Annotated in this window: 22 protein-coding genes and 1 tRNA gene; all 23 read left to right on the top strand. The window is 62.7% G+C overall.

Annotated elements, in window-relative coordinates:
* Positions 1-29 precede the first annotated feature (29 nt).
* The 23 genes from QGV54_RS14315 (at position 30) to rpmC (ending at position 22,019) form a co-directional block, all read left to right on the top strand.
* Positions 30-105, top strand: a tRNA-Trp gene (locus QGV54_RS14315).
* A gap of 99 nt (positions 106-204) precedes the next feature.
* The gene (secE, locus tag QGV54_RS14310) at positions 205-528 is read left to right on the top strand and encodes a preprotein translocase subunit SecE (protein ID WP_281016164.1); all 324 of its coding nucleotides are present in this window, start codon (positions 205-207) and stop codon (positions 526-528) included.
* Positions 529-534: 6 nt separating this feature from the next.
* Positions 535-1,065: a transcription termination/antitermination protein NusG gene (gene nusG / locus QGV54_RS14305; RefSeq protein ID WP_281016165.1), complete on the top strand. Its 531-nt coding sequence runs from the start codon at positions 535-537 to the stop codon at positions 1,063-1,065.
* Between the two features lie 219 nt (positions 1,066-1,284).
* Positions 1,285-1,713: a 50S ribosomal protein L11 gene (gene rplK, locus QGV54_RS14300; RefSeq protein WP_281016166.1), complete on the top strand. Its 429-nt coding sequence runs from the start codon at positions 1,285-1,287 to the stop codon at positions 1,711-1,713.
* A gap of 4 nt (positions 1,714-1,717) precedes the next feature.
* A complete protein-coding gene (rplA, locus tag QGV54_RS14295; protein WP_281016168.1) occupies positions 1,718-2,422 on the top strand; it encodes a 50S ribosomal protein L1 in 705 nt (234 codons plus the stop codon).
* Positions 2,423-2,752: 330 nt separating this feature from the next.
* Positions 2,753-3,268: a 50S ribosomal protein L10 gene (rplJ, locus tag QGV54_RS14290; protein WP_281016169.1), complete on the top strand. Its 516-nt coding sequence runs from the start codon at positions 2,753-2,755 to the stop codon at positions 3,266-3,268.
* Between the two features lie 60 nt (positions 3,269-3,328).
* Positions 3,329-3,709, top strand: a complete 381-nt coding sequence (gene rplL, locus QGV54_RS14285; RefSeq protein WP_281016170.1) for a 50S ribosomal protein L7/L12 — start codon at positions 3,329-3,331, stop codon at positions 3,707-3,709.
* A 231-nt stretch (positions 3,710-3,940) separates the two neighbouring features.
* The gene (gene rpoB, locus QGV54_RS14280) at positions 3,941-8,038 is read left to right on the top strand and encodes a DNA-directed RNA polymerase subunit beta (protein WP_281016171.1); all 4,098 of its coding nucleotides are present in this window, start codon (positions 3,941-3,943) and stop codon (positions 8,036-8,038) included.
* A 50-nt stretch (positions 8,039-8,088) separates the two neighbouring features.
* Complete coding sequence (gene rpoC / locus QGV54_RS14275; RefSeq protein WP_281016172.1) at positions 8,089-12,258, top strand: DNA-directed RNA polymerase subunit beta'; 4,170 nt, start codon at positions 8,089-8,091, stop codon at positions 12,256-12,258.
* Positions 12,259-12,778: 520 nt separating this feature from the next.
* Positions 12,779-13,150, top strand: coding sequence for a 30S ribosomal protein S12 (gene rpsL, locus QGV54_RS14270; RefSeq protein ID WP_281016173.1), 372 nt, complete (start codon positions 12,779-12,781; stop codon positions 13,148-13,150).
* 17 nt (positions 13,151-13,167) lie between these two features.
* The gene (rpsG, locus tag QGV54_RS14265; protein ID WP_281016174.1) at positions 13,168-13,638 is read left to right on the top strand and encodes a 30S ribosomal protein S7; all 471 of its coding nucleotides are present in this window, start codon (positions 13,168-13,170) and stop codon (positions 13,636-13,638) included.
* A gap of 25 nt (positions 13,639-13,663) precedes the next feature.
* Positions 13,664-15,742, top strand: a complete 2,079-nt coding sequence (fusA, locus tag QGV54_RS14260) for an elongation factor G (RefSeq protein WP_281016175.1) — start codon at positions 13,664-13,666, stop codon at positions 15,740-15,742.
* An 88-nt stretch (positions 15,743-15,830) separates the two neighbouring features.
* Entirely contained in the window at positions 15,831-17,021 is a 1,191-nt protein-coding gene (gene tuf, locus QGV54_RS14255; protein WP_281016176.1) for an elongation factor Tu, read from the top strand.
* A 70-nt stretch (positions 17,022-17,091) separates the two neighbouring features.
* Positions 17,092-17,400: a 30S ribosomal protein S10 gene (rpsJ, locus tag QGV54_RS14250; RefSeq protein WP_281016177.1), complete on the top strand. Its 309-nt coding sequence runs from the start codon at positions 17,092-17,094 to the stop codon at positions 17,398-17,400.
* Between the two features lie 17 nt (positions 17,401-17,417).
* On the top strand, positions 17,418-18,170 hold the full coding sequence (gene rplC, locus QGV54_RS14245) for a 50S ribosomal protein L3 (RefSeq protein ID WP_281016178.1): 753 nt from the start codon (positions 17,418-17,420) through the stop codon (positions 18,168-18,170).
* 2 nt (positions 18,171-18,172) lie between these two features.
* The gene (rplD, locus tag QGV54_RS14240) at positions 18,173-18,793 is read left to right on the top strand and encodes a 50S ribosomal protein L4 (RefSeq protein ID WP_281019864.1); all 621 of its coding nucleotides are present in this window, start codon (positions 18,173-18,175) and stop codon (positions 18,791-18,793) included.
* Positions 18,790-19,083 carry a 50S ribosomal protein L23 gene (locus QGV54_RS14235; RefSeq protein ID WP_281016179.1) on the top strand — a complete coding sequence of 98 codons (294 nt, stop codon included), beginning with the start codon at positions 18,790-18,792 and terminating at the stop codon, positions 19,081-19,083. The genes rplD and QGV54_RS14235 overlap by 4 nt, the downstream gene beginning before the upstream one ends.
* A 4-nt stretch (positions 19,084-19,087) precedes the next feature.
* Positions 19,088-19,921 (top strand): 50S ribosomal protein L2, encoded by an 834-nt coding sequence (gene rplB / locus QGV54_RS14230; RefSeq protein WP_281016180.1) that lies wholly within the window; start codon positions 19,088-19,090, stop codon positions 19,919-19,921.
* A gap of 106 nt (positions 19,922-20,027) precedes the next feature.
* Positions 20,028-20,306, top strand: a complete 279-nt coding sequence (gene rpsS / locus QGV54_RS14225; RefSeq protein ID WP_281019967.1) for a 30S ribosomal protein S19 — start codon at positions 20,028-20,030, stop codon at positions 20,304-20,306.
* Positions 20,307-20,310: 4 nt separating this feature from the next.
* Entirely contained in the window at positions 20,311-20,691 is a 381-nt protein-coding gene (gene rplV, locus QGV54_RS14220; protein WP_281016182.1) for a 50S ribosomal protein L22, read from the top strand.
* Positions 20,691-21,380 (top strand): 30S ribosomal protein S3, encoded by a 690-nt coding sequence (gene rpsC, locus QGV54_RS14215; protein WP_281016183.1) that lies wholly within the window; start codon positions 20,691-20,693, stop codon positions 21,378-21,380. Before rplV ends, rpsC begins: the two co-directional genes overlap by 1 nt.
* Positions 21,381-21,402: 22 nt before the next feature.
* Entirely contained in the window at positions 21,403-21,822 is a 420-nt protein-coding gene (rplP, locus tag QGV54_RS14210) for a 50S ribosomal protein L16 (protein ID WP_281016184.1), read from the top strand.
* Entirely contained in the window at positions 21,822-22,019 is a 198-nt protein-coding gene (rpmC, locus tag QGV54_RS14205; protein WP_348637695.1) for a 50S ribosomal protein L29, read from the top strand. Before rplP ends, rpmC begins: the two co-directional genes overlap by 1 nt.

Here is a 22,019-nt window from a genome sequence, read left to right as displayed (position 1 = left end):
GGCGCAGCCCGCGAAGATGCGGTGGGCATAGGAGTGTAGCTCAATTGGTAGAGCACCGGTCTCCAAAACCGGGGGCTGGGGGTTCGAGTCCCTCCACTCCTGCCAGCGCCTGAGACCAGACAAGGGTCTGGCATCCGGCAAGGGCAACACAGGCGTCACCTGATCGGACGCAACGGTCAAGACACGCAACGGAACGGGATCACGATGGCAAAGTCCAGATCAGGACAGGGCAAGGGCGGACAGGGCAAGGCCACCAGGGGTGGTCCGAACCGCAGCGGTACGTCCGCTGAGGTCGCCGCGCCCGTGAAGACCGCCGACCGCCCGTCCGCGAAGAAGCGTACCGGTCCGCTGCGGTTCCTTCAGCAGGTGCGTGCGGAAGGTGCCAAGGTGACCTATCCGACGCGAAAGGAAACCGGCATCACCACCCTGATGGTCTTCATCATGGTGGCGCTTGCATCCGTGTTCTTCCTGCTTGTCGACATTATCATTCAGACCGGCGTTGGTTTCGTTCTGGAACTGGGGAGCTGACCTGACATGCCAATGCGCTGGTACATCGTGCACGCCTATTCCGGCTTCGAGAAGAAGGTCGCCGAGGCCATCCGCGAGCAGATCGAGCAGAAGGACATGTCCGACCTGATCGAGCAGGTCCTGGTGCCGACCGAGGAAGTGGTCGAGATGCGCCGGGGCCAGAAGGTCAATTCGGAGCGCAAGTTCTTCCCCGGCTATGTGCTGGTGAAGATGGACATGACCAACGAGAGCTATCACCTGGTCAAGAACGTCGGCAAGGTGACCGGCTTTCTGGGAACCGCGAACAAGCCGCAGCCTATCCCGGACCGGGAAGCCGAGCGGATCCTGCAGCAGATGCAGGATGGCATCGAGCGTCCGAAGCCATCGATCATGTTCGAGATCGGGGAGCAGGTGCGTGTGTCCGACGGGCCGTTCGCATCCTTCAACGGCATCGTCGAGGATATCGACGAGGAGCGCACGCGTCTGAAGGTTTCCGTCTCGATCTTCGGCCGGGCGACGCCGGTCGAACTGGAATATACCCAGGTCGAGAAACTCTGATCCTTGACAATCATCCGATTTTGCACTTGCGATCCGGCTGGCAGGTCGTTACAAGCCGTTCGCTCGTTCCGAGCTACCGGAAATGAAATCCGCAATGTCAACTGCGAAAGCGGTTCGTGATCCATGAACCACGACGCAGCGCTGGCTTGCGGTCGTTTGTGTGGGAGGCGAGCCATCGCCGGACCACGCACCCGCTCTTGAAGTTGAGAAGGGACTGAAATGGCCAAGAAAATTGCTGGCTACATCAAGCTGCAGGTGCCTGCGGGCTCTGCCAATCCGTCACCGCCGATCGGCCCGGCCCTGGGTCAGCGCGGTCTGAACATCATGGAGTTCTGCAAGGCCTTCAATGCGGCCACGCAGCAGATGGAAAAGAACATGCCGATCCCGGTGGTGATTACCGCCTTCTCCGATCGCTCGTTCACCTTCATCACGAAGACGCCGCCGGCGTCCTACTTCCTGAAGAAGGCCGCGAAGCTGCAGAGCGGCGCCAAGACCCCGGGCAAGGGCACTGTCGGCAAGGTCACCTCCGCGCAGGTCCGCGAGATCGCGGAAGCGAAGATGGAAGACCTGAATGCCAATGACATCGACCAGGCGATGAAGATCATTGCCGGTTCCGCCCGTTCCATGGGCATCGCGGTGGAGGGCTGAGGATATGGCCAAGAAGGGTAAGCGCTATTCGGCCGCCGTGGCGACTGTCGACCGCAATTCCGAGATCGGACTCGAAGCTGCGATCCGGCTCGTGAAGGCCAATGCAACGGCGAAGTTCGACGAGACCGTCGAGATGACTGTCGGCCTGGGTGTCGATCCGCGTCATGCCGACCAGATGGTCCGTGGTGTGGTCCAGTTGCCGAACGGCACGGGCAAGACGGTGCGTGTCGCCGTGTTCGCACGTGGCGACAAGGCCGACGAGGCCACCAGCGCCGGTGCCGATGTCGTCGGTGCGGAGGATCTGATGGAGCGGGTGCAGAGCGGTGACATGCCGTTCGACCGCGTCATCGCCACGCCCGACATGATGCCGATCGTTGGTCGCCTGGGCAAGATCCTGGGTCCCCGCGGCATGATGCCGAACCCGAAGCTGGGTACGGTGACGCCGAATGTCGCCGACGCGGTGACGGCGGCCAAGGGTGGTCAGGTTGCCTTCCGTGTGGAGAAGGCCGGGATCATTCATGCCGGTATCGGCAAGGCGAGCTTCGGTGAGGAGCAGCTGATCGAGAACGCCCGTGCCCTGATGGATGCCTTGCTGAAGGCAAAGCCGTCGGGTGCCAAGGGCCAGTACCTGAAGCGGATCGCCGTGACCTCCACCATGGGGCCGGGCGTGAAGGTTGATGTGGCATCGGCAGGCAGCAACGCCGGCTGATCGTCACGAGCAGAGTTTCGTCGGCGGACCTGTCCGCCGGCGGCACCCGGCCTGATGCCCTTTCGGGGGTGAGGGCCGGACCTGTCCGAGACTGCGGGTGCCGCGCAGGTGTTTCACCAGCGTGACCTAAGTGCCAGACGGTTCCCTCAGGGGAGCAGGCAGCCGGTAATAGACGGGGGAAGGTGCATCGGGATCTGACCAATCGGTCACCTGGTTCGCCACCCTGGGGCAGGCTTTGAGAGCGGAGCAGAACCGGCGTGCCGGAACTGTTCCAGGGTAGAAGCCCGGCAACGGCTTGCCGGAACCGGGCTTCAGATGAGGAGCGAAACCGTGAACCGAGAACAGAAATCGGAGCTGGTTGCATCATTGCACGGGGTGTTCTCGAACACCTCGCTGGTGGTGCTGACCCACTACACGGGTCTTTCGGTTGCGGAGATGACTGATCTCCGTACCAAGGTCCGCGCAGAGGGTGCCAGCTTCAAGGTTACGAAGAACCGGCTCACCAGAATCGCTCTTGATGGCACCGACTACGGTGGACTGGCCGAAAGCTTCAAGGGTCCGACCGCGATCGCCTATTCGGACGATCCGGTCGCAGCCGCGAAGGCAACGGTCGAGTACGCGAAGAAGAACGAGAAGCTCGTGATTCTTTGTGGTGCTCTGGGTGAGCAGCTGCTGGACGCTGATGGGGTCAAGGCCCTTGCCAGCCTGCCGTCTCTGGACGAACTGCGTGCGAAACTCCTGGGCCTCATCGCCGCGCCGGCTACACAGCTGGTCCGGACGATCAAGGAACCGCCGAGCCAGCTCGCACGCGTCCTGCAGGCCTATGCCACCAAGGAAGATGCCTGATCGAGTGGTCTAGTGACCGAATTCCGACAAACGATCCCGAAGACTTGAGGAACTGAAAAAATGGCCGATCTTGAAAAGATTGCAGAAGATCTCTCGAACCTGACCGTCCTTGAGGCGGCTGAACTGACCAAGCTGCTGGAAGAGAAGTGGGGCGTTTCCGCCGCCGCTGCTGCCGTGGCGATGCCGGGTGCCGTCGCTGGTGGTGGCGATGCCGCTGCCGCCGAGGAGAAGACCGAATTTGACGTCATTCTTGCCGAAGTTGGCGACAAGAAGATCAACGTCATCAAGGAAGTCCGTGCCGTCACCGGTCTTGGCCTGAAGGAAGCCAAGGACCTGGTCGAGGGCGCGCCGAAGGCGGTCAAGGAAGGCGTCGACAAGGACGAGGCCGAGAAGATCAAGAAGCAGCTCGAGGACGTGGGAGCGAAAGTCGAGCTGAAGTGATGCCGATGGCACCGACGGTGCCGGGCCGTTGCCCGGTACCGTCGGTGCCACATCGGACGGCCGTCGCCCTGTTCGGGTGACGGATGACCGGCCGGAGCGTGCTGCTTCGGGCGGTCAAAGGCGTTTCGGGGACGTGCAGTCGCCCCGGTTTTGACACATTCGTGTCGGAACGAAGACTGTCGGACAATGTGGGCCCGTCCGGACCGGGCCCCGATCGGACGAGGATTTGGGATGCCGCTGTCATTCACTGCGCGCAAGCGCGTTCGCCACAGTTTCGGTCGCATCGGCGAGGTTATCGCGATGCCCAACCTTATCGAGGTCCAGCGCGCGTCCTACGAGAAGTTCCTGATGGCGGACATTCCCGCCGATCAGCGCGATGATACCGGACTGGAGAGTGTCTTCAGGTCCGTCTTCCCGATCTCGGATTTCTCCGAGACGGCCAGCCTGGAATTCGTTTCCTACGAGTTCGAGGAACCGAAATACGACGTCGACGAGTGTGTACAGCGCGGGCTGACCTATGCCGCGCCGCTGAAGGTCACGCTGCGTCTGATCGTGTTCGAGGTTGATGAGGATACCGGCGCCAAGTCGGTCCTGGATATCAAGGAGCAGGACGTCTACATGGGCGACATGCCCTTCATGACGGACAAGGGCACCTTCATCGTCAATGGCACCGAGCGCGTGATCGTCAGCCAGATGCATCGCAGCCCTGGCGTGTTCTTCGACCATGACCGCGGCAAGACCCATTCGTCGGGCAAGCTGCTGCATGCCGCGCGCATCATCCCTTACCGTGGCAGCTGGCTGGACCTTGAGTTTGACGCCAAGGACATCGTGCATGTCCGCATCGACCGCCGCCGCAAGCTGCCGGCCACCACGCTGCTCTATGCGCTGGGCTATACGGCCGAGGAGATTCTTTCCAGCTTCTACGGCACGGTGATGTATCGCCGTGACAAGAATGGCTGGCGTGCCCCGTTCGATCCCGATCGCTATCGCGGCGTCCGTCTGCTGGCCGACATCGTCAACGCCGATACCGGTGAGGTCGTGGCCAAGGCCGGTGACAAGCTGGCCCCGCGTGCCGGGCGCAAGCTGGTCGAGGACGGCATGACCGAGATGCTGATCTCGCCGGAGCAGGTCGAGGGTCGCTTCGTCGCCGAGGACATCATCAATATCAAGACCGGCGAGGTTCTGGTCGAGGCCGGTGATGCCCTGGACGAGAAGGCCCTGGAAGCCCTCGAGGAAGCCGGGATCGAGGAAGTGCCGACGCTGGACATCGACAATGTCACGGTCGGTTCGCACATCCGCGATACCCTGATGGTCGACAAGAACATCAACCGCGACACGGCGCTGGTGGACATCTATCGGGTCATGCGCCCGGGTGAGCCGCCGACCGAGGAGACTGCGGAGACCCTGTTCAAGGGCCTGTTCTTCGATTCGGAGCGCTATGACCTGTCAGCGGTCGGTCGCGTGAAGCTGAACAGCCGCCTGGATCTGGAGTGCGAGGACACCATGCGTGTCCTGCGGCGCGAGGACATTCTGGCCGTGGTGCAGTACCTGGTCGGCCTGAAGGACGGCAAGGGCGAGATCGACGATATCGATCATCTCGGCAACCGCCGCGTCCGCTCCGTCGGTGAGCTGATGGAGAACCAGTACCGTATCGGCCTGCTGCGCATGGAACGTGCGATCCGGGAGCGGATGAGCTCCGTCGAGATCGACACGGTGATGCCGCAGGATCTGATCAACGCCAAGCCCGCTGCGGCTGCGGTGCGGGAGTTCTTCGGTTCTTCCCAGCTCAGCCAGTTCATGGATCAGACGAACCCGTTGTCGGAAGTGACGCACAAGCGTCGTCTCTCGGCGCTTGGCCCGGGTGGCCTGACACGTGAGCGTGCCGGCTTCGAGGTGCGCGACGTGCATCCGACGCATTATGGCCGTATCTGCCCGATCGAGACGCCGGAAGGCCCGAACATCGGTCTGATCAACTCGCTGGCCAGCTTTGCCCGCATCAACCAGTACGGTTTCATCGAGAGCCCGTACCGGAAGGTGGTCGATGGTATCGTGACCGATGAGGCGATCTATCTGTCGGCGATGGAAGAGGGCCGCTACACGATTGCCCAGGCCAACGCGATCTTCGATCAGACGACCGGTGTGTTCCAGGAAGACCTGGTCGCGACGCGTCATGCGGGTGAGTTCCTGCTGGCCCGTCCGCAGGACATCGACTTCATCGACGTGTCGCCGAAGCAGCTGGTCTCTGTCGCCGCCGCGCTGATCCCGTTCCTGGAGAACGATGACGCGAACCGCGCGCTGATGGGCTCCAACATGCAGCGTCAGGCCGTGCCGCTGCTGCAGCCGGAAGCGCCCTATGTCGGCACCGGCATGGAATCGGTCGTGGCCCGTGACTCCGGCGTCACCGTTGTCGCCCGTCGCGAGGGCGTGGTGGAGCAGATCGATGCGGAACGCATCGTGGTGCGCGCCACGGAAGTCAGCGACCTGTCCCGCTCCGGCGTTGATATCTACAAGCTGCTGAAGTTCCAGCGCTCCAACCAGTCGACCTGCATCACGCAGCGGCCGCTGGTGAAGGTTGGTGACAAGGTGCAGCCGGGCGACATCATGGCGGACGGACCGTCAACGGAACTGGGCGAGCTCGCCCTGGGCCGGAACGTGCTCGTCGCCTTCATGCCGTGGATGGGCTACAACTTCGAGGACTCGATCCTGATCTCCGAACGCATCGTCAAGGACGATGTCTTCACCTCGATCCATATCGAGGAATTCGAGATCATGGCCCGCGACACGAAGCTGGGTCCGGAGGAGATCACCCGCGACATCCCGAATGTGGCCGAGGAATCGCTGAAGAACCTCGACGAGGCCGGCATCGTCTACATCGGTGCCGAGGTCGAGGCGAGCGACATCCTGGTCGGCAAGATCACGCCGAAGGGCGAAAGCCCGATGACGCCGGAAGAGAAGCTGCTCCGCGCCATCTTCGGTGAGAAGGCTGCGGACGTTCGCGACACCTCGCTGAAGATGCCTCCGGGCACCTCCGGCACGGTGGTCGAGGTCCGGGTCTTCAACCGTCACGGTGTCGACAAGGACGAGCGTGCGCTGCAGATCGAACGCGACGAGATCGAGCGTCTGCGCAAGGACATGGCCGACGAGCGCGCCATCTACGAACGCAGCATCTTCTCGACCCTGCGCAAGCTGCTGGTCGGCAAGACGGCGGACAGCGGCCCGCGTGGCTTCAAGACCGGTATCGCGATCACCGAGGAGGCCCTGAGCGACCTGAGCCACGGTCAGTGGTGGCAGGTCGTGCTGTCCGATGACAAGGCAATGGCCGATATCGAGGCGCTGCGCCGCCAGTTCGACGAGGCGACCGGCGCGTTGCAGGCCCGCTTCGATTCGAAGGTGGAGAAGCTGCAGCGCGGTGACGAGCTGCCGCCGGGCGTGATGAAGATGGTCAAGGTCTTCGTCGCCATCAAGCGCAAGCTGCAGCCGGGCGACAAGATGGCCGGCCGTCATGGCAACAAGGGTGTCATCAGCCGGATCATGCCGGAAGAGGACATGCCGTTCCTGGATGACGGTACGCCGGTTGACGTCGTGCTGAACCCGCTGGGCGTGCCGTCGCGCATGAACGTCGGGCAGATCCTGGAGACCCATCTGGGCTGGGCCGCGCGCGGCATCGGCCTGAAGATCGGCGATGCGCTGGAGAAGGTGCAGGGCAGCGGCAAGAGCACCAAGGCGCTGCGGGCCGAGATGTCGAAGGTCTACAATGAAGGCGAGATGGCCGACATTGATGCGCTTTCGGATCCGGAACTGTTCGAACTGGCAGGGAACCTGTCCCGCGGCGTGCCGATGGCAACGCCGGTGTTCGACGGCGCAACCGAGCCGGAGATCGTGACGATGCTGGAGAGCGCGGGGCTGGACCGTACCGGTCAGGTCACGCTGTTCGATGGCCGTTCGGGTGAGCAGTTCGACCGTCCCGTGACGGTGGGCTATATCTATATGCTGAAACTGCACCATCTTGTTGATGACAAGATCCATGCCCGGTCCATCGGCCCGTACAGCCTGGTGACCCAGCAGCCGCTGGGTGGCAAGGCGCAGTTCGGTGGCCAGCGCTTCGGCGAGATGGAGGTCTGGGCACTGGAAGCCTACGGTGCGGCCTATACGCTGCAGGAGATGCTGACAGTGAAGTCGGACGACGTTGCCGGTCGTAACAAGGTCTACGAAGCGATTGTTCGTGGTGATGACACGTTCGAGGCTGGTATTCCCGAGAGCTTCAATGTTCTCATCAAGGAAATGCGCTCCCTCGGACTGAACGTCGAACTCAGGAATTCCGAGAGCTGATTGACCGGAAACGGTCACGCAATCAGCCCTGAAATCGGAGGACAAATATCATGCAAGACGCCCTGCAGCTTTTCGGCCAACAGCAGAGTGCCCAGAGTTTCGACCACATCCGGATCTCGCTCTCCAGCCCGGACCAGATCAGGTCCTGGTCGTTTGGTGAGGTGAAGAAGCCGGAGACCATCAACTACCGGACCTTCAAGCCGGAACGGGACGGTCTGTTCTGTGCCCGCATCTTCGGCCCGATCAAGGACTACGAGTGCCTGTGCGGCAAGTACAAGCGCATGAAGTATCGCGGCGTGATCTGCGAGAAGTGCGGTGTCGAGGTCACGACGCAGAAGGTGCGGCGCGAACGCATGGGCCACATCGAGCTGGCGGCCCCGGTGGCGCACATCTGGTTCCTGAAGTCCCTGCCCAGCCGGATCGGCCTGATCCTGGACATGGCGCTGAAGGATCTGGAGCGGGTGCTCTATTTCGAGCAGTACATCGTCATCGAGCCGGGCCTGACCCCGCTGAAGCGGTTCCAGCTGCTGACCGAGGACGAGTTCTTCGATTATCAGGACGAGTATGGTGAGGACGCCTTCACCGCCGGTATCGGCGCGGAAGCGGTTCGCGACATTCTCGAAGGTCTGGACCTGGAAGAGATCAAGGCGGAGCTGAAGCAGGAACTGGCCGAGACCAAGTCCGAGCTGAAGCCGAAGAAGATCGTGAAGCGGATGAAGCTGATCGACGCCTTCCTGGAATCCACCAATCGTCCGGAGTGGATGATCCTGGAAGTGATTCCGGTGCTGCCGCCTGAGCTGCGCCCGCTGGTGCCGCTGGACGGGGGCCGGTTCGCGACCTCCGACCTGAATGACCTCTATCGCCGCGTCATCAACCGCAACAACCGCCTGAAGCGTCTGATCGAACTGCGCGCGCCGGACATCATCGTCCGCAATGAGAAGCGGATGCTGCAGGAAGCCGTCGATGCGCTGTTCGACAATGGTCGCCGCGGCCGGATCATCACGGGCGCCAACAAGCGCCCGCTGAAGTCCCTCGCCGACATGCTGAAGGGCAAGCAGGGCCGGTTCCGCCAGAACCTGCTGGGCAAGCGCGTCGACTATTCGGGCCGTTCCGTGATCGTCGTGGGACCGGAGCTGAAACTGCACCAGTGCGGTCTGCCGAAGAAGATGGCGCTGGAACTGTTCAAGCCGTTCATCTACGCCAAGCTGGAGCTGCAGGGGCTGGCCCCGACCGTGAAATCCGCCAAGAAGCTGGTGGAGAAGGAGCGGCCGGAAGTCTGGGACGTGCTGGAGGAGGTCATCCGGGAACATCCCGTGATGCTGAACCGCGCACCGACCCTGCATCGTCTCGGTATCCAGGCGTTCGAGCCGGTGCTGATCGAGGGCAAGGCGATCCAGCTGCATCCGCTGGTCTGCACGGCCTTCAATGCCGACTTCGACGGTGACCAGATGGCCGTTCACGTGCCGCTGGCACTGGAGGCGCAGCTGGAAGCCCGCGTGCTGATGATGTCCACCAACAACATCCTCTCGCCCGCCAACGGCAAGCCGATCATCGTGCCCAGCCAGGACATCGTGCTCGGCATCTACTATCTGTCGATGGTGCGGGAGAACGTGAAGGGCGAGGGCCTGACCTTCAGCGGCATGGACGAGCTGTCCTATGCGCTGGACCAGGGCCTGGTCGATCTGCACGCGAAGATCACCACCCGGCACTGGGGTTATGACGACGCGGGCGAACTGTCCATGATGCGTCTGGAAACCACCCCGGGCCGCATGCTGATCGCGGAGAAGCTGCCGCTGAACCCGCGCGTGCCGATCTCGCTGATCAACCGCCTTCTGACGAAGAAGGAAATCGGCAATCTGATCGACATCGTCTATCGCCACACCGGCCAGAAGGAGACGGTGCTGTTCTGTGACCGGATCATGGGTCTGGGTTTTGCCCATGCCTGCCGCGCCGGCATCTCCATCGGCAAGGATGACATGATCATCCCGGACTCGAAGAAGGGTCTGGTCGATGAGACCAACGCGCTGGTGAAGCAGTACGAGCAGCAGTACCTGGACGGCCTGATCACCTCCGGCGAGAAGTACAACAAGGTTGTCGATGCCTGGATGCAGTGCTCCGACAAGGTCGCCGAGGAAATGATGAAGGGGATGGAGAGCGCCGGTGCCGCCAATCATGGCCAGCCGAACTCCATCTACATGATGGCGCATTCCGGTGCGCGCGGCAGTCAGGCCCAGATGAAGCAGCTTGCCGGCATGCGTGGCCTGATGGCCAAGCCGTCGGGCGAGATCATCGAGACCCCGATCATTTCCAACTTCAAGGAAGGTCTGACGGTTTCGGAATACTTCATCTCCACCCATGGTGCCCGAAAGGGTCTCGCGGACACGGCGCTGAAGACGGCCAACTCCGGTTACCTGACCCGTCGTCTGGTCGATGTGGCACAGGACGCGGTGATCCACGAGGAAGACTGCGGCACCACCCACGGTCTGGTCGTGCGTGACGTGGTCGACGGCAGTGACGTCATCGAGGCGCTGGGCGAGCGTATCCTGGGCCGCACGGCGGCCGAGGACATCACGGACCCGGCGAGCGGCGACATTCTGGTCAAGGCGGGGGCCCTGATCGAGGAGAACGAGGTCGACATCATCGAGAAGGCGGCTGTTGAGGCCGTCATCGTGCGCTCCACCCTGACCTGCGAGAGCCGTCATGGCGTCTGCGGCAAGTGCTATGGCCGTGATCTGGCTCGTGGCACGAAGGTCAACATGGGTGAGGCCGTTGGTGTCATCGCGGCGCAGTCGATCGGTGAGCCGGGTACGCAGCTGACCATGCGCACGTTCCACATCGGTGGCGCGGCGCAGGCCGGTGAGAACTCGTCCATCGAGGCGGCACATGATGCCACGCTGAACATCGAGAACCGCGCGGTTGTCGAGGATTCGGAGGGCCGTCTGGTTGTCATGAACCGGACCACCGAGCTCGTCCTGCTTGACCAGAACAACCGGGAGCGCGCGCGCCACCGGGTGCCTTACGGTTCCCGTCTCGCCAAGGATCACGGCCAGACCGTGATCAAGGGCGAGAAGTTGGCCGAATGGGATCCGTTCACTGTTCCGATCATCACGGAGCGCAGTGGTTTCGTTACCTATCGTGACCTGCTGGACGGCGTCAGCGTCCGGGACGTGGTGGACGAGAATACCGGCATTTCCTCGAAGGTCGTCGTCGACTGGAAGGGGCATCCGGGGTCGAATGACATCCGCCCGCGCATCACGCTGCGTGATGACGCCGGGGAGATCATCAGCCTGGATACCGGGCAGGAAGCACGTTACTTCCTGTCGGTGGACTCGATCCTCTCGGTGCAGGACGGACAGGCGGTTCACGCCGGTGACGTGCTGGCACGTATCCCGCGCGAAGGTTCCAAGACCCGTGACATCACCGGCGGTCTGCCGCGTGTGGCGGAACTGTTCGAGGCACGGCGTCCGAAGGATCATGCGATCCTGGCCGAGATCGACGGCCGCATCAGCTACGGCAAGGACTACAAGGCAAAGCGTCGCCTGACGATCACGCCGGAAGAGGAGGGCAAGGATCCGGTCGATTACCTGATCCCGAAGGGGCGCCACATCGGTGTCCACGAAGGCGATCAGGTGCGGCGTGGTGACTACATCGTCGATGGCAACCCTGCACCGCACGACATCCTGAAGGTTCTGGGTGTCGCGGCACTGGCCGAGTTCCTGGTCAACGAGATCCAGGAGGTCTATCGGCTGCAGGGCGTGAAGATCAACGACAAGCACATCGAGGTCATCGTGCGTCAGATGCTGCAGAAGGTGGAAATCACCTCCTCCGGTGACACGACCATGCTGATCGGTGAGCAGATCGATCGTCACGAGTTCGACGAGATCAACGCCAAGGCGGTCAAGGAAGGCGGCGAGCCGGCAACCGGCGAACCGGTCCTGCTGGGCATCACCAAGGCCAGCCTGCAGACGCGTTCCTTCATCTCTGCCGCATCCTTCCAGGAGACCACGCGTGTCCTGACGGAGGCCTCGGTGCAGGGCAAGCTGGACGTGCTGAACGGCCTGAAGGAAAACGTGATCGTTGGTCGTCTGATCCCGGCTGGTACCGGTGGCCAGATGAACGAGGTGAAGCGTGTCGCGGCGGAACGCGACCGCAAGCTCGCGGCCCAGAACGCCGACAACGACCAGGGCAGCGCACCGGCGGCGATTCCCGCCGCGGAGTGATGGCCTGACGGCTCCGGTTTCTCCTGCCGGTGACGGCGGGAAGACCGGGGGCGGCGAGTCACGATCCGGAGTCGAATTGGCCCCGTATCCCGAGGTGGATGCGGGGCCTTTCCTTGCCCGCGCCTGTCCGGGCCGGGAAGCCGCGACAGATCATTGCGATGTGGCGGCGAAGGACGCCCGAATCTTGCGTTTGCGGGCCTTCCGGGCCCTTCTGAGACGACGGCGGAATTAGCGGATATTAGCTGTTGACCGATCAGGGGGGCGTTCATATAGTCCGCGCCCAATGCGGCGCTGGTAGTTGGCGTGTTTTGACCAAGACACGGCGACCGTTCGTCCAAGCACTCAGGGCCTCTTTTGGACGGGCCACTGAAAGGCGGAAAGCGGCAACGATCCCGACAACAAGGGGTCGTTGGTTTGCTTCTGTTCGTTTGGAAGGACGCTTGTTCCACGATCGCAAACAGATTTGGCCATCGATGCCGTTCGGGTATCGGGGTGTTCTATCGAAGAAGGTTCGGACCGTATGCCGACGATCAACCAATTGATCCGCAAGCCGCGTCAGCAGCCCCTGGCGCGCAACAAGGTTCCCGCGATGGAGGCGTGCCCGCAAAAGCGTGGCGTCTGCACCCGTGTCTATACAACGACCCCGAAGAAGCCGAACTCCGCGCTCCGCAAGGTTGCGCGTGTGCGCCTGACGAATGGCTTCGAGGTCACGAGCTACATCCCCGGTGAGGGCCATAACCTTCAGGAGCACTCGGTCGTTCTGATCCGTGGTGGCCGCGTGAAGGATCTTCCCGGTGTGCGTTACCACATTCTGCGTGGCGTTCTGGATACCCAGGGCGTCAAGGATCGCCGCCAGCGCCGTTCGAAATACGGCGTCAAGCGTCCGAAGTGATTGGAGAGTTCTGAAGCATGTCCCGTCGCCACGCTGCCGAAAAGCGCGAAATCCTTCCCGATCCCATTTATGGAGATCTGGTCGTCACGAAGTTCGTGAACAACCTGATGATGCACGGCAAGAAGTCCGCCGCCGAACAGATCGTCTACAAGGCGTTCGAGCGGGTGGAGCAGAAGCTGGGTCGCAGCCCGATCGATGTGTTCCACGAGGCGCTGGCCAATTCCCGCCCGCAGCTTGAAGTGCGGTCCCGCCGTGTCGGTGGTGCCACCTATCAGGTGCCGGTCGATGTGCGCACCGAGCGTGCGCAGGCCCTGGCGATCCGCTGGGTCATCGACTCGGCGCGGAAGCGGTCCGAGACCACGATGATGGAGCGTCTGGCAGGTGAGCTGATGGATGCGTCCAGCAGCCGCGGCGGCGCGGTGAAGAAACGTGAAGACACCCATCGGATGGCGGAGGCCAACAAGGCCTTCTCGCACTACCGCTGGTAATTCAGAGCAGGAAAGAGTCCTCCCCATGTCTCGAGTGACGCCCCTCGACCGTTATCGCAACATCGGCATCATGGCCCACATTGATGCCGGCAAGACCACGACGACGGAACGAATCCTTTATTACACCGGCCGGTCACACAAGATCGGTGAGGTGCATGATGGCGCAGCCACCATGGACTGGATGGAGCAGGAGCAGGAGCGCGGAATCACGATCACGTCCGCTGCCACGACCTGTTTCTGGCGCGATCACCGTATCAACATCATCGATACGCCGGGCCATGTGGACTTCACCATCGAGGTGGAGCGTAGCCTCCGTGTGCTCGACGGCGCGGTTGCCGTATTCGACGCCGTCGCCGGTGTCGAGCCGCAGACCGAGACGGTCTGGCGCCAGGCGGACAAGTACCGTGTGCCGCGCATGTGCTTCGTCAACAAGATGGACCGCATGGGTGCCGACTTCTATCGCTGCGTCGAGATGATGGTCGATCGCCTCGGCTGCACCCCGGTGCCGCTGCAGCTGCCGATCGGGTCCGAATCCGATTTCGTCGGTGTTGTTGACCTGATCAACAACCAGGCGATCATCTGGAAGGAAGAGACCCTCGGGGCCGAGTTCGAATTCACCGCCATTCCCGACGATCTGGCCGACAAGGCCGCGGAATACCGCGAAGCGATGATCGAGGCCGCGGTCGAGTTCGACGACGATGCCATGACTGCCTATCTGGAAGGTGTCGAGCCGGAAGCCGACGAGCTTCGTCGCCTGATCCGCAAGGGCGTGATGGCCAGCAAGCTGATCCCAGTGCTGTGTGGTACCGCCTTCAAGAACAAGGGTGTGCAGCCGCTGCTGGATGCCGTTGTCGATTACATGCCTGCGCCCACCGACGTTGCCGACATTCGCGGCTCCAAGGTTGGTGACCCTGACACGGAAGTCGTGCGTCACAGCTCGGACGACGAGCCCTTCTCGGCGCTGGCTTTCAAGATCATGGCCGACCCGTTCGTCGGTTCGCTGACCTTCTGCCGGGTCTATTCCGGTCGCGTCGAGAGCGGCGGTTCCGTGCTGAACTCCGTCAAGGACAAGCGCGAGCGTATCGGGCGCATGCTGATGATGCATGCCAACGACCGCGAGGACGTGAAAGAGGCAATGGCCGGCGACATCATCGCGATCGCGGGCCTGAAGGACACCACGACCGGCGACACCCTGTGTGATCCGCTGCGCCCCGTGGTTCTGGAAGCCATGGAATTCCCCGATCCGGTCATCGAGATCGCGGTCGAGCCCAAGACGAAGGCCGACCACGAGAAGATGGGCCAGGCCCTGGGCCGTCTGGCGCAGGAGGATCCGTCCTTCCGTGTCACGACCGACCACGAGACCGGCCAGACCGTGCTGAAGGGCATGGGCGAGCTGCACCTCGACATCCTGATCGACCGCATGAAGCGTGAGTTCAAGGTTGAGGCGAACATCGGTGCGCCGCAGGTGGCCTATCGCGAGACGCTGACCCGCCAGGCGGAGATCGACTATACCCACAAGAAGCAGACCGGCGGTTCGGGCCAGTTCGCCCGTATCAAGTTGGTGCTGGAGCCGGGTGAGCCGGGTTCGGGCTTCCAGTTCGAGAGCAAGGTCGTCGGCGGTTCGGTGCCCAAGGAATACATTCCGGGCGTCGAGAAGGGGCTGCGCTCCGTGGTCGAATCCGGTGTGCTTGCCGGGTTCCCGATCATCGACGTGCAGGCAACCCTGGTCGATGGCGCCAGCCATGATGTTGACTCCTCGGTTCTCGCGTTCGAGATCGCGGCCCGTGCCGCTTTCCGTGAGGTTGCGCCGAAGGCCGGTGCGAAGCTGCTTGAGCCGATGATGAAGGTCGAAGTGGTGACGCCGGAAGATTTTGTTGGTGACGTCATGGGTGACCTGAACAGCCGACGTGGTCAGGTCACGGGTTCCGAGCCGCGCGGCAACGCAACGGTGATCGGTGCCATGGTGCCGCTGGCCAACATGTTTGGTTACGTGAACACGCTGCGGTCGATGACCCAGGGTCGGGCACAGTTCACCATGCAGTTCGACCACTACGAGCAGGTTCCGCAGAGCGTCTCCGACGAGGTGATCGCGAAGCTGGCCTGATCGGGGCGATACCGATAGCCGGTCTCTCGGGGCCGGAACGAGACTTGAGCAATTATCTGACACCTCTTGAGAGCCGGAGAATAGAGAGATGGCCAAAGAGAAGTTTGAGCGTACGAAGCCGCACTGCAATGTGGGCACGATTGGTCACGTTGACCATGGCAAGACGACGCTGACTGCAGCGATCACGATGGTGCTTGCGGAGACTGGCGGCGCGACGGCGAAGGCGTATGCGGACATTGACGCCGCGCCTGAGGAGAAGGCGCGCGGCATCACGATCTCGACGGCGCATGTCGAGTACGAGACGGCGAACCGCCACTACGCCCACGTCGATTGCCCGGGTCATGCCGACTACGTGAAGAACATGATCACGGGTGCGGCGCAGATGGACGGCGGCATCCTGGTTGTTTCGGCTGCTGACGGCCCGATGCCGCAGACGCGCGAGCACATCCTGCTGGCGCGCCAGGTGGGTGTTCCGGCGCTTGTCGTCTACATGAACAAGGTCGATCAGGTCGACGACGAGGAGCTGCTTGAGCTCGTCGAGCTCGAGATTCGCGAGCTGCTGTCGTCGTATGACTTCCCGGGCGACGACATTCCGATCGTGAAGGGTTCTGCCCTGGCGGCGGTCGAGGGTCGTGACGAGGAGATCGGCAAGAATTCGATCCTGGAACTGATGGCGGCGGTTGACGAATACATCCCGCAGCCGGAGCGTCCGAAGGATCAGGCCTTCCTGATGCCGATCGAGGACGTGTTCTCGATCTCGGGTCGTGGCACGGTTGTTACGGGTCGCGTCGAGCGCGGCGTCGTGAAGGTCGGTGAGGAAGTCGAGATTGTCGGCATCCGGGCGACGAAGAAGTCGACCTGCACGGGCGTCGAGATGTTCCGGAAGCTGCTGGACCAGGGCGAGGCCGGTGACAACATCGGTGCGCTGCTGCGCGGTGTCGGTCGTGAGGATGTGGAGCGTGGCCAGGTTCTGGCCAAGCCGGGTTCGATCACGCCGCACACGAAGTTCCAGGCGGAGGCCTATATCCTGACGAAGGAAGAGGGTGGCCGTCACACGCCGTTCTTCGGCAACTACCGCCCGCAGTTCTACTTCCGCACGACGGATGTGACGGGCGTCATCGAGCTGCCGGAAGGCACGGAGATGGTGATGCCGGGCGACAACATCGCGATGGTGGTGGAGCTGATCAACCCGATCGCGATGGACGAGGGACTGCGCTTCGCCATCCGTGAAGGCGGCCGCACCGTCGGTGCCGGCGTCGTCGCGAAGATCGTCGAGTAACTATTGACCACACCTCGGTGCCGGGCGCTGTGCCCGGCACCGTTGCTGCTTGTTTTGAGGGAAGGGTGACATGGACAGTCAGAATATCCGGATCAGGCTGAAGGCCTTCGATCACCGGGTACTCGACCAGTCGACGAGCGAGATCGTCAACACGGCCAAGCGCACAGGCGCGCAGGTTCGTGGACCCGTCCCGCTGCCGACACGTATCGAGAAATTCACGGTGCTGCGTTCGCCGCACATTGACAAGAAGTCGCGTGAGCAGTTCGAGATTCGGACGCACAAGCGGCTGCTCGACATTGTCGAGCCGACTCCGCAGACGGTGGACGCGCTTATGAAGCTCGACCTCGCTGCCGGTGTCGACGTCGAGATCAAGCTGTAAGGATGGGATTGGACACGATGCGTACCGGTCTTATTGCACGCAAGCTGGGCATGACCCGCGTCTTCGGTGAAGACGGTGGCCATCTGCCAGTGACGGTGCTCCAGATTGACTCCTGCCAGGTGGTGGCTCACCGCACGGCGGAGCGTGATGGCTATCAGGCGCTGCAGCTTGGTGCCGGCACGGCGAAGGTGAAGAACACCATCAAGCCGATGCGCGGTCACTTTGCGAAGGCGCAGGTTGAGCCGAAACAGAAACTGGCGGAATTCCGCGTTGCCGACGATGCTTTCATCGATGTCGGCGCGGAACTGTCGGCGGATCATTTCGTGGACGGCCAGAAGGTCGACGTGGTCGGCACTTCCATCGGCAAGGGCTTTGCCGGTGCGATGAAGCGACACAACTTCTCTGGTCTGCGGGCCAGTCATGGTGTGTCCATCTCGCATCGCAGCCATGGTTCGACGGGCCAGTGCCAGGATCCGGGCAAGGTCTTCAAGGGCAAGAAGATGGCCGGCCACATGGGTGATGCCCGTGTGACGCTGCAGAACCTGAAGGTTGTGCGCACCGACGTGGCGCGCGGCCTGGTGATGGTCGAGGGCGGTGTCCCCGGCGCGAAGGGTTCCTGGGTGCTGATCCGCGATGCGGTGAAGAAGGCACGGCCTGACGCGGCCCCCTATCCCGGTTCTGTCGTTGCCGCTGAGACGGCTGCGGACGACACCACCGCCGAGGATGCGGCCCCGGCCGATGCACCCGCGACGGAAACGGAGGGCGCGTGACCATGCAGACCAAGGTCATCAACCTGGACAACGCCGAAGCCGGTGAGATCGATCTGAATGATTCGATCTTCGGGCTGGAACCGCGCCAGGACCTGCTGCACCGGATGGTGCGGTATCAGCTGGCAAAGCGGCGTGCCGGTACGCACAAGGTGAAGGGGCGTCACGAGATTGCCCGCACCGGCGCGAAGCCCTTCAAGCAGAAGGGTACGGGCCGCGCGCGTCAGGGTTCGTGGAAGGCTCCGCAGCATCGTGGCGGTGGCGTTGCCCACGGCCCGCAGGTGCGCAGCCATGCCCACGACCTGCCGAAGAAGGTGCGTCGTCTGGCCATGCTGCACGCGCTGTCGTCGAAGGCAGCGGGTGAGAAGCTGATCGTTCTTGACCAGGCGGTCATGGACGAGGGCAAGACGAAGATCCTGGCGGCCAAGCTGAAGGCGATGGGGCTGAACTCCGCGCTGATCATCGATGGCACCGACGTGAACGAGAACTTCGTTCGCGCCGCGCGCAACATCCCGCTGATCGACGTGCTGCCTCAGCAGGGCGCCAATGTGTACGACATCCTGCGGCGGGAGCACCTGGTGCTGACCCGTTCCGCGGTCGAGGCACTGGAGGCCCGCCTGTCATGAGCCTGGAACGCTATTACGACATCATTCTCAGCCCGGTGATCACCGAGAAGGCGACGAATGTATCCGAGCACAATCAGGTTGTGTTCCGGGTTGCCAAGGACGCCACCAAGCCGGAGATCAAGGCAGCGATCGAGACGCTGTTCAAGGTTGAGGTCAAGGGTGTCAACACGCTCATCACCAAGGGCAAGACCAAGGTGTTCCGGGGCCGTCGCGGACGTCGCCCGGACGTCAAGAAGGCCGTGGTGACGCTTGTTGATGGCCATTCCATCGATGTGACGACGGGGCTCTGACAGCATGGCACTCAGGAAATTCAATCCGACGACACCGTCGCGGCGTAACCTGGTCCTGGTTGACCGTTCACACCTGCACAAGGGTGATCCGGTCAAGAGCCTGACCGAGGGGTTGACGAAGAAGGGCGGTCGCAACAATACCGGCCGTATCACCGCACGCCGTATCGGTGGCGGCCACAAGCGTCGCTATCGCCTGGTCGATTTCAAGCGTCGCAAGTTCGACGTGGTCGGCACGGTCGAGCGTCTGGAATACGATCCGAACCGGACCGCGTTCATTGCGCTGATCAACTACGAAGACGGTGAGCAGGCCTACATCCTGGCGCCGCAGCGTCTGTCCCCGGGCGACAAGGTCGTTTCCGGTGAGCGTTGCGACATCAAGCCGGGCAATGCGATGCCCCTGCGGAACATGCCGGTGGGTACGGTCATCCACAATGTGGAGCTGAAGCCGGAAAAGGGTGGCCAGATCGCCCGTTCGGCTGGTACGTACGCACAGCTGATCGGCAAGGACTCCGGTTATGCCCAGCTTCGCCTGTCCTCCGGTGAACAGCGGATGGTGCGTGGCGAGTGCATGGCCACTGTCGGCGCGGTCAGCAACCCGGACCAGCAGAATGCGAAGCTCGGCAAGGCCGGTCGCAAGCGCTGGCTCGGCAAGCGCCCCGCAGTTCGCGGTGTCGCCATGAACCCGGTCGATCATCCGCACGGCGGTGGTGAAGGCCGGACCTCCGGTGGTCGCCATCCGGTGACGCCGTGGGGCAAGTCGACGAAGGGTGCCCGGACGCGTTCGAACAAGGGCACCGACAAGTACATCATGCGCAGCCGCCACAAGACGAAGAAGTAGGCATCGTTTGACGATGCCCGGTGCCGTGTCTGGCACCGGTGGCTGGGTGGACGAAATGGGGTGAGGGCCAGGAGCCGTCATTCCGAAAAGAAGGAAGAAGCGAACCGTGGCACGTTCAGTTTGGAAAGGTCCGTTTGTCGACGGATACCTCCTGAGGAAGGCCGAGGCGGCGCACGCGTCAGGGCGGAAGGATGTGATCAAGATCTGGTCGCGCCGCTCCACGATCCTGCCGCAGTTCGTCGGTCTCACGTTCGGCGTCTACAACGGCCAGAAGCACCTGCCGGTGCTGGTGTCGGAAGAGATGGTCGGACACAAGTTCGGCGAGTTCGCGCCGTCCCGCAATTACTTCGGCCACGCCGCCGACAAGAAGGCGAAGAGGAGGTAATCGGGTGGGCAAGGAAGCCAAAGAGCGCAAGCAGGCGGACAACGAGGCCAAGGCCGTCGCCCGTAACCTGCGTGTCAGCCCGCAGAAGCTGAACCTGGTCGCCGGGATGATCCGCGGTCGGCGGGTGGAGGACGCATTGCTGCGTCTGACATTCTCCAACAAGCGCATCTCCGGACCGGTGAAGACCGCGCTGCAGAGCGCGATCGCCAATGCGGAGAACAACCACCAGCTGGACCCCGACGCGCTTGTCGTGAAGGAAGCCTGGGTGGGCAAGGGACTGGTCATGAAGCGGTTCCAGGCGCGCGCCCGTGGCCGCGCCGGTCGTATCGTGAAACCTTTCAGCCATCTCACGATCGTGGTGGCCGAAGTCGAGGAGGCGAACTGATGGGGCAAAAGGTATCCCCGGTCGGGCTCCGGCTCGGCATCAACCGTACGTGGGATTCGCGCTGGTTCGCGGATCGCGGCGAATACGCCACGCTGCTGCATGAGGACATGCGGATGCGGGAGCACCTGTTCGACAAGCTGTCGGGTGCCGGTGTGTCGCGGATCGTCATCGAACGTCCGGCCAAGAAGGCCCGCGTGACCATCCACTCGGCGCGTCCGGGTGTGGTCATCGGCAAGAAGGGCCAGGACATCGAGAAGCTGCGCCGCGAACTTAGCGAGCTGAGCAGCTCCGAGGTGTCGGTGAACATCGTCGAGATCCGCAAGCCGGAACTGGACGCGCGTCTGGTGGCCGAGAACATTGCCCAGCAGCTGGAGCGCCGCGTGGCGTTCCGCCGGGCGATGAAGCGGTCGGTGCAGAATTCGATCCGTCTCGGCGCCCAGGGCATCCGCATCAATTGTGGCGGTCGTCTGGGTGGCGCGGAAATCGCGCGTACGGAGTGGTATCGCGAAGGCCGCGTGCCGCTGCATACGCTGCGTGCCGACATCGACTACGGCGTGGCGACGGCGAAGACCGCCTATGGCGCGATCGGTATCAAGGTCTGGATCTTCAAGGGCGAAATCATGGCCCACGATCCGATGGCCCAGGACAAGCGTGCGCAGGAGCAGCAGAGCTCCGGCGGACGTGGTTGAGGAATCGGGAGCGAGTTAGAAAATGCTGCAACCGAAACGCACCAAGTTCCGCAAGGCCCACAAGGGCCGCATCCATGGCAACGCCAAGGGTGGAACGACGCTGAACTTCGGCGCCTATGGCATGAAGGCCCAGGAGCCGGGACGTATCACGGCACGCCAGATCGAGGCGGCACGTCGTGCCATCACCCGTCACATCAAGCGTGCGGGCCGTGTCTGGATCCGTATCTTCCCGGACGTGCCGGTGTCGAAGAAGCCGACCGAAGTCCGCATGGGTAAGGGCAAGGGCACACCGGAATTCTGGGTTGCCCGTGTCAAGCCGGGCCGGATCATGTTCGAGCTGGACGGTGTCCCGCCCGAGCTGGCCGTCGAGGCCTTCGAGCTGGCGTCTGCCAAGCTGCCCATCGCGACCAAGATGGTCAGCCGTTATCCGGAGGGTAACTGATCATGAGTGTCGAGGAATTTCGCGCCAAGTCCGACGACCAGCTGAAGGACAGCCTGGTCGACCTGAAGAAGGAGCAGTTCAACCTGCGCTTTCGCCGGGCCACCGGGCAGGTCGAGGACACCAGCCGCATCCGGACCATCCGTCGCGACATTGCGCGCGTGAAGACGGTCCTGACCGAACGGGCGAAGGGAGCCTGA

The organism is Minwuia sp. IMCC3060, assembly GCF_029909435.1.
Taxonomy (GTDB): Bacteria; Pseudomonadota; Alphaproteobacteria; order Minwuiales; family Minwuiaceae; genus Minwuia.
Note: the sequence above shows the minus strand (reverse complement) of the source record. Positions and strands in the feature narration are given on the sequence as shown.